Genomic DNA, 8,498 nt, shown 5'->3' on the forward strand with positions numbered 1-8,498 from the left:
CCGCTGACCACGGAGGAGCGCCGGGCACGCGGCGGACTCACCAACCGCCAGGTGACCCTCAGCTGATCGCGCGCACGCGTGGAGCCGGTGACCGGCGTCTTAACCGTCTCGGGCCTGGCTGGCGTGATCGGGTCATCTCCGAATTTGGGCTGCTCGTTGCAAGTTCGAGAGAAAAGCGCCGCCATCTGCGGATGGCTTCGGCCGTGGTGCGGTCCTAGCGGCCGTCAGCTCCGTCGCAACGCCAAAGCTCTCCTTCAGGCGGGTGAGGAGCCACGTTGCGCGTCAAGCCAGGAAACGGAACGCGGAGCCGACGGCGGTTGGCAGGCGTAGGTGACCAAGCCCCACTGCTGGTCCATCACTAAGCTGCGCTGCTGTTCGTGGAGAGCTGGATGCAAGCGGTGGATGCGTGCCTTAAGCGCGCGCATGGTCATGGGGAGATCCGGCGACCCTAACAGTAAGCGCAGCTGGTGGCAGCAGACCGGCTGCCGAGCATTGATGAGGATATCGAAGAGCATGCTCTGCACAAGGGAGCCGCTGAAGTGGTGTGAGGCCTTGGCCGCTGTAGTGATTCGGCGGAGACAGGCGTGAATGCGCCATGCCAGCTCAACGCTGCGGGCGCGGTGGTCTAGGACATCGATGGCTCCTGCTTCGAAGGCGGCAAGAGCACAGCGGGGGGTAGGTGGTAAGGCAATCGTGGGCGCGATCAGCCGGGCGGCACGGATCAAATCGGGGACAGCTTCCTCCTGCGCTTCGGACAGGTCTAGGAGGAGAGCCGCAGGGCTATGCGAGTGCAGGGCTGCCAGGGCGGTGACGTCTCCCCATCGAGCATCGGCACTGACCTGCAGCCCCGCTATCGCCAGACGTGTCGCCAACAGCGGCATGCCGGGGCGGACCGTGGAGAGCAGGCCGAGGCGGTGCGGCGTGCTGGCCGGGGGGAGAGGAATCCTCTGGCCAGGATCGTCATGGTGTTGCAGCAAAGCCATTGGTCCCTCGCGTCCTTGATGGGCTGACACCCCCGACCCGCCGGGACCGCCGCAATTGAAACGGGCCGTCACACCATGGGTGCTTAGGGTTCAGGCCACTGTTCCGGGGGCTGGCAGGCTGCTCAGCCGCCTGCCGCACCATCGGGTCCCCGCCATCCGGCCGCTGCTTGGTTGAGAAACTGGATGCAGCGGTTCCGGGTACACAAGTGTCCTAGGCGAGTACCCGGGGGGTCAACCGCTATCGACGCCCAGTTCCACACTCGGCGCCCGATATTTCCGATATGTAAAACGAGTCGATGCCTTACAGCGGCGCGAGCCCAGATTCCACTGTTTGCAGTCAGTAGGAGCCTAGTTCGTCCGGCTACCGAATCAATACAGCTGGTTAGGCTAGCTATCAGGCTCCAGCAGCTGATCTTTTCCGCGACTCGCGACAGTGAGCCTTTTCAACGGTGAGTTCCAGGATGAGGACGGCGGTGCCGGCTGTCGCCGCGCTGCTTGGGAGGAGCTGGCCGTCTATCTGGGGCAGGGGCCGGCCGTGCATGGCCGGGACCGGGACCACGTATGGACCGGGGCCCGGTGGGGGCTTTGATCGGCAGAGAGTTTCACGTCTCCTGCACGTCTCGGGCGCAACGAGGCTGATGCGCCGGCTCGGGTTCACCCCGCAGATGCCCGTACCGCGGGCCGCGGAGCGCGGCAAGAAGGCCGTGACGGTGTGGAAAAGGTGACCTGGGCGGAGGTGAAAGGACCAGGGCGGCCTGCGGCGGTTACATCTGCTTCGAGGACGAAGCAGAAAGCGGGTTTCACCCGCACACCTTCAAAGGACAGACCTGGGGCAGACGGGGCATCACCCCGGTCGTGAAGGCCTCACGCTGCCGCTGTGGCAGGGTCCCGGTGGTGGGCCTGATCGCGATGCGGCCGGGCTCGCGGACCCGGCTGGCCCATTGCCTGCGCCGGCATACCGGCCGCAAAGGGCGAGCGCTGCAGCATGTCCGAGCAGGATTGCATCGGTCCGATCGACGGGATGCGCCAGCTGGTCAGGGCCCCGATCATGCTCGTCTGGGACCGGCTCAACACCCATGTCTCCCACGTCATGCGCGAGCTGTCGGCGGGACTGGCTGACGCGTTCATCCTGCCCTCATACGCACCCGAGCTCCACGTGGTCGAGTTCCTGTGGGCCCACGTCAAACGCAGCCTCGCCCACCTCACAAGCGCCGCCCTCGACCAGCTCGAAGCCGCCGACCGAATCCGCCTCAGACGACTCCAGTACAGACCTCACGTCCCCGACGGCGTTCTCGCCGGAACCAGCCTCTCGCTCGACAGCCCACCACCCTCACCTTGAAAGGCCGAAATCAGTAACCCTCACCGGCTTCGCAGCGAGGCCTCATTCGCCTCACTTTGCGGTGTGAGCCCAGTCGAGGTGTCCTCGGGCAGGACTCAGCGCAGAACAACCGTGGCGCCGGCCGACAGGCAAACTCCGCGCTCTACACCATCGTCCTGGCCAGACTGCGGTGGGAGGCCCTTCGCAGCCGACGCTATTTCGCACAACGCACCGCCGAAGGAAAACCCGACGCGAAGCCATCCGCGGCCTGAAACGCTACGTCGCCCGACAGCTCTACCGGATCATCATCCGAGCCACACCATGCGCCTGCACCAAGCCCTCGCGGGTTGACATCCATAAAGGCATCACGACCGTCGCCATTCACCCCGCCGGACTCCACCTCGCTGCCATCTTCATATGGTCGGCGAGGTGATCCGAAGCAAAGGGCCTAGTGGGAATCCCCCTCCGTATCGGGAGGAGAGCGGCGGTCAAGGCACCGAGCCGCAGGTGAAGGCGGTCCTGCTCAGTCGCCGCGGCGTGGCGTAAACGCGATCACCACGCTCTGCTGGCCCACGCGCCGTGGGTGAGGAGGCGGTCAGCCTGCCAGCGCCGCATCGACATTGGGTGGAGGGGGCTGCTTTGCCGATCGCAGTGCGGAAAGAGGCCATTTGTGGCCGGTATAGGGCGGCGCAGCTGGAACATAAAATCTCTCGGCGGTGCGGACGTGACGATTACCGTGCCAACGCGTCCAAACTAGACAAAAGCCGCCATAGCCTGGGCTGTGCGGTCGGCCTCCACCCTGGTTCCTACTTGAGGCGGACGCTGGTGCTGCGTCCTGGAGTCCACGAAGGAATCGACTGCACCCACAAGTGATGGAACGGACGAAACCCCGATGATTGCTTCCCCCTCCCTCATCGCCAAAGCCAACGTCGCATTCCGTGCCTTCCCCGGGCCGCCCGCGCCTTCCTCCTGGCCCCACACGTGGCCGGTGGAAGTGGTGCACTGTGAGGGCGCGGGGGAGCACATTACCTGGTACCTGGACTTCTCTTTTGAGGCCGCCGCAGCCGCACGCCGAGCCATCCGGCCCTACCTGCGCAGATGGGAGCTGGACACTGACACTGTGGACACAGCGCTCCTGCTCGTCTCCGAATTGGTGGCCAATGCCGTCGAGCACGGCAAGCCGCCTGTGTTCCTTCGCCTGGCCCATAGCCAGGACGCCGTGACCATCGCGGTCCAGGACGCTGGCAGTGGGCCGTCCCACCGAAAGCCCGACCCGCAGGACATGTGCGCGGAAAGTGGTCGCGGGCTGTATCTGGTCGAGGCGCTGTGTCACCGCTCCTGTCTGACCGGTACCCCCGACGGCACGCTCGCTGTAGCCGAGATCGGCACCTGACAGGTCCTCCGCATGTGCCCCCCGCCTGTGCCCCGAGCGAAATCGCGTACAGGCCGCTGCTCAGCAGGGCCCGGCACTGCGACGGCGGAATGCGCCAGGGCTGCGAGGCCGAATTGCAGTTAATGCGCAGCGTGGCCTGGTCGGTGAGGCAGCCGTAAGGGCATTCAGTGCCGATGGGCGGAAAGGGGGACCGGAGGTTGCGGTGAACAGTGCTGATCCTGTCGGGGCGAGGGGCGCAGCTTGGTGGGGGTTGCTGTGTGATGGGGACCAGTCTGGCGAGACACCTCGTGGGGGTGGGCGCCGTCGCTGCTTTTCCAGTGACGAGGGTGCGTAGCTCATCCAGGGTGAGTCTGGCTCAGGCCGCGCTTGCTTGGGGCGTCTTTTGGCGTAAGGCCAAGCTGTGGAGAGAGGGTGCCACGCGGTGCGCGTGGGTGAAGAACCTGCGCACCAAGTACCTGCGGGCATGGTCGGAGCCCCAGGCTCTCTTTCGGCGTGCGGCTGGGCGCCAAGCTTGGCTGCCCAGGGCCAGGCCTCACCCAAGCGCGCATACTCATAGCCGGTGAAGTCCACGTCGAGCCCACGACGACTCGCACTACCTACTGATTTTTTCGTAAGTGGTTCGCCCTCCGTGGCTGGTGCCCCTCTTCCTCTCTTGTCGCGGCCTCAGTTGGTGGAGGAGGGTCGTGTCGATGCCGATGGTGATGAAGCCAGGCGGGTAGCGGCTCTCGTCGTCTGTCAGGAGGGCGGTTTCCACTGATCGTTGCGAATCAGCAGTAGGCGAGGGAGTCCTCAATTCAAGGCAGCAACCTTGCCTGTCGGCAAGCCAGTGGGGGCACTGCCCGGCAGGAGACCGCCACGGACGGGGCCCGCGCGGGCTGGCCGCCAGTCACGGCGAGTGCATCCACTGCGTGCACCCGGCAGGCGTGTCTCGGGCAGCTCAAGCAGTAGAGCGCCTTCCGCCGAGCACGCTGCTCCAGTAGTCAGCCAGATCGTCAAAGCCAGCCCCCGACGGCATGCGATGTAGAGAATGAAAAGGGTTCAGCAGGCTGCGATACCGGAGCCGAAGCGTCAACAATTTTCAGCAGCCGCCTTCACCTAGCCCCATGAAAATAGTACTGTTCAGCCCTCTGGGCGGCTAGACAGTTGCAGGTGTTGTGGTGGTCCCGGGTGGGCTTGGCCAACCAGCCCTGCCTCGGGCCGCCCCAGTGGGTTCTTGATGCCCGGGGGCCCGCCGTCTCGTGCTGATGGAGGAAAATTAAGTGCTCCGGAAATTATTCGGCCTCGCTATGTCCTTAGCTGTCGCCCCTTTGTTTATTTTTGCGCCGCCTTCCGCCGCCGCAACAGTGCCCGTGACCGACAATATTCGCGCTGTTTTCACTGCACCAGGCGCGACTCCCGCTGAGGTAACGCTCAAGTTTAAGAAAAATGGCACTGGCGAGTTCGCTATTCAGTGGACTGACAGCTCCGGCAAAAACCTCGAATATAAGGCCGGACCCGAATCGAACGCCTGCTTTGTGGCCTACTGCGCGTACCATAATGTGATGGCATACGGTGCGGAATATGCTGTCTCATTCTTCCTCACTCCCGTGGCCAGCGACATTGTTACGACGGAAAACCAATACAGTCTCCGGGCAGCCGCGAACATCGGAGATTTCGGAGGAGGTCGCGGATACTGCCTGACATCCAAATATGCCCTGACCCTTCGCCATTGCGGTGATAATAGCTTCTCCAAGGCTTCACAGGCGTTCAAAATTACAGCTGTCGATCCGAGCAAACAGGCAAGGATCAACCAGTACATGCTGCAGGCAGGCCTAAATGTCTGCGAAACCACAAAAATGGCGACCTGTACCTACAGCAACGTGAGGACCGGGTCCTCCAAGTGGGGCACGGCAGTGCAGGCGGCCGACAGCTGGATCAAAAACACTGGTCCCGGAGACCTCAGTAAGACCGTGGCCTGGTGGAGAGACATAGCCGTGGAGACCCGCGCTATCAAGGGCACTACATCCGGATGGTCCATAAACGCGGAAATCGGCGGGTCGCTTGCCCCGAAGGAAAGCTGGGCGTCGGCGTCAGCGACGGTCACGGCTGGCATCTCGAGCACAGTCCACAACGAAACCCAGACTGCCGTGATTGCGACCCAGAAATACATGTCCACGACCTCGCTGACGGTCCCGACGGGCGATACTTCGTGGATCGCTATCCGGCCACTCGTGGTGCCGGTCACCACGGCCATCGAAATCAACTACTATCCGACCAACTACGAGGGCGGGCGCCAGACCGACAACCTGTACGGATACGGTGCGCACGCAACCTATCGCGTCGACTCATTTACCATGGACATTCCCGTCAAGGCTGACAACCTTAGTGGTACCTACCGCAGAGAAATTGCATGCTTTAAGAGCACGATGGAATTTTACTCCAACTGCGCGTCTACATACACGCCAGTTCCTATGCCGTGATCGCACCAGCCACGTCAAGATCATCCCGCCTGTGACTGGCAGTTACGGGACAACCCTTGGTGCACCAAGAGCCCCTGCCGTTCCTGGACGCGCTGGCTAACCCCTGGGCTCTGCGCAACGGCGGCCCTCAGGACTCGATGTGCTCCCGAGGGCCGCCCTTGTCATATGGGGGGGGGAGGTACCCGATAGACAGATGCCGAAACCGGCAGACGCGTTGTGGCCTACCGTCCGCAAGATACCCCTCCTTGGCTTCTGGCTCCGCGAACGTTCCGGTATCGAGGTCGTGTGCCGGGACGGTTCCGCCACCTATGCCGAGGCATCGCTTCGAGAGTCATGCTGGGCAGAGTTGGCCCTCTTGTATGGCAAAGGAATCTGCACCTCCCGGCGGACATTAGCCATGAAGGGTAAGAATTTGTTTTCCTATGTCACCGTACCCCGCGCCTTCCCCGACGGGCTGCAGTCGCAGCAGCTGCCTCACGCGCCGCCAATGTTGGGGGCTAGTGTGAGGCGCGGTCTTTTCTTTCTCGCAGAGCGGAAATGTTCGTGAGTAGACACCGAAGGCGGAAGTACGGGGCCGGGGGGCCTGCGGAGGGCGAGCAGCGAGCGCAATCGCGGACGAAGGTCTGCCGTGCGTCGTTGGCTGCGCGGGCTAATCCTACCCTGCCGACCCTCGTTTTGCCCCCCGCATCGTCTGCGTGCGGAACCTATACGCGGGGGAGTTGGTGGCGCCGGTTAGCCGTGTCGGCGGGCGTGGGAGCGATCGTGCTCACGGCGAGCCAGTCACCTGCCGGTGCCGACCCGGTGCACACATTACCCGACGACGCCGCAAAGGCAGACGCCATTTCCTTCGCGACGAGCCCTGCCAACTCCACCAACAAGGTTTTCGTGGATGGCTACGGTAGGCAGGTGGTACTGCGTGGTTATGCGGTGTCCGGGTCCACTAAATTGAGAGAAACCGAATTGTTACCGTTTAAAACCACGGCGGATGCTAAAGCGTCCTTCGCAGCCATGAAGAAGGTGGCCGGCTCGAATGTGGTGCGCTTCCAGCTGCTGTGGGAGGGTTCCGAGCCTGTCAAAGGGACGATGACACGGCCTACCTGGACAAGGTCGTCAACCAGATCCACGAAGCCACCAAAATGGGGCTGCGCGTAATCGTGGAGTACCACCAGGACCTCATGGCGCGTGCCCTGTTCAGGCCGGACTCGAAGTTCACCGGTGACGGCATGCCGGCCTGGGCAGTCGAGGGACTCGGTCTGGCCGGCGCGGAATCCTGTATTGAGCTGACGTGCCCTGGGGGAGAGGAAGGCTGGGGTGGGGCACAAGTGATGGACACCGGTGGGGTGCGGCCAGCCGCAGAGGCGTTCTGGAGCAACTCACTCCTCGCCGGTACCAAAATGGGAATTCAGACCGCCTTTGTCAATCATACGACGAAGGCTTTGACGTACCTGAAGACCAAGATGGTGGCGAACGGTAGCTGGAGCCGGATTGTGGGCTTCGAGCCGTTCAACGAGCCCTTTGACGGGGAGTCGAACGCGAAGGCGCAGGAGTGGGATACGCAGAAACTCTGGCCGTTCTACCGAAAAATCCGCACGGCGATGGACGATGCTGGATGGCAAGACAAGCTCCAGTTCGCCGAGCCCAACGTATTTTGGAACAGCCAACTCGGCGACATCAAGGTTGGCCCTTTGGGTGCTGGCCTCATCCCGTTGCCGGCGGCACTGGGCACCACCGGAGACCCCGACCAAACCCCAAAAATTGTTTTCACGCCGCACTTTTACGACACCCGGCGCCTAGTGCCTGATGAATTTCGTCCAGCCGAAGCGAAAGTGCCGGCCACCACCGGCGAATATCTGAGCCGCTTCGACAACATACGCGGCGCCGCGCGGACGTGGGGCGCCCCTGCGTTCGTCTCCGAGTTTGGTGCCACGGTCAGCCAGACCGGACACAGGGACACAGCACGCGAACTGGCCGGCATGTATCAGGGCATGAATTCCGGGCAGCTCGGAAAGCCGACGATTGGCAGCAACGTGCTCGACTTCGATGCGCCCGTGCTCTCCGGCACCCAGTGGCACTGGGATATTTACCGCAACCATCATAACGAGCTAAAAAACGGAAACCCAAGCAAAGTCCAAACCACCGGCGACGCCTGGAACGGCGAAGACCATTCCGCCGTCGAGCGCAACGACGCCCAAGTCATTAACCCCACGATCGATCGTAACCTTATCGCCCAAGCCTACCCGCAGGCCGTCCAGGGGGGGGTGTCTCTATGTCCTTCGTCAAGGATGTGGTGCCGGGTATGGGGCTGTTTGGGATGGTCACGCGGCGAGGGTGATGGTGGGGGTTCT

The 8,498-nt window shown here is 63.0% G+C and carries 7 protein-coding genes and 1 pseudogene; 7 read left to right on the forward strand and 1 reads right to left on the reverse strand.

What is annotated here, in order from left to right:
• Positions 1–254: 254 nt before the first annotated feature.
• Positions 255–983: a hypothetical protein gene (locus ACFYP3_RS36195; protein ID WP_388842220.1), complete on the reverse strand. Its 729-nt coding sequence runs from the start codon at positions 981–983 to the stop codon at positions 255–257.
• A 638-nt stretch (positions 984–1,621) separates the two neighbouring features.
• Here ACFYP3_RS36195 and ACFYP3_RS36200 point away from each other — a divergent pair.
• The 7 genes and pseudogenes from ACFYP3_RS36200 to ACFYP3_RS36230 form a co-directional block, all read left to right on the forward strand.
• Complete coding sequence (locus tag ACFYP3_RS36200) at positions 1,622–1,708, forward strand: winged helix-turn-helix domain-containing protein (RefSeq protein ID WP_388842231.1); 87 nt, start codon at positions 1,622–1,624, stop codon at positions 1,706–1,708.
• A 260-nt stretch (positions 1,709–1,968) separates the two neighbouring features.
• The gene (locus ACFYP3_RS36205; RefSeq protein ID WP_388842222.1) at positions 1,969–2,322 is read left to right on the forward strand and encodes a transposase; all 354 of its coding nucleotides are present in this window, start codon (positions 1,969–1,971) and stop codon (positions 2,320–2,322) included.
• A gap of 15 nt (positions 2,323–2,337) precedes the next feature.
• Positions 2,338–2,734, forward strand: a pseudogene (locus tag ACFYP3_RS36210) (transposase); the annotation flags it as partial.
• 459 nt (positions 2,735–3,193) lie between these two features.
• Positions 3,194–3,694: an ATP-binding protein gene (locus ACFYP3_RS36215; RefSeq protein WP_388842224.1), complete on the forward strand. Its 501-nt coding sequence runs from the start codon at positions 3,194–3,196 to the stop codon at positions 3,692–3,694.
• 1,259 nt (positions 3,695–4,953) lie between these two features.
• On the forward strand, positions 4,954–6,153 hold the full coding sequence (locus ACFYP3_RS36220) for a hypothetical protein (RefSeq protein WP_388842226.1): 1,200 nt from the start codon (positions 4,954–4,956) through the stop codon (positions 6,151–6,153).
• A 762-nt stretch (positions 6,154–6,915) separates the two neighbouring features.
• Positions 6,916–7,305 (forward strand): hypothetical protein, encoded by a 390-nt coding sequence (locus ACFYP3_RS36225; protein ID WP_388842228.1) that lies wholly within the window; start codon positions 6,916–6,918, stop codon positions 7,303–7,305.
• 2 nt (positions 7,306–7,307) lie between these two features.
• Positions 7,308–8,498, forward strand: a 1,191-nt coding sequence (locus ACFYP3_RS36230; RefSeq protein WP_388842230.1) for a cellulase family glycosylhydrolase, incomplete at its 3' end; no start/stop codon positions are given.

Origin of the sequence: Streptomyces sp. NPDC005533 (assembly GCF_042871845.1) — a bacterium.
GTDB lineage: Bacteria > Actinomycetota > Actinomycetes > Streptomycetales > Streptomycetaceae > Streptomyces.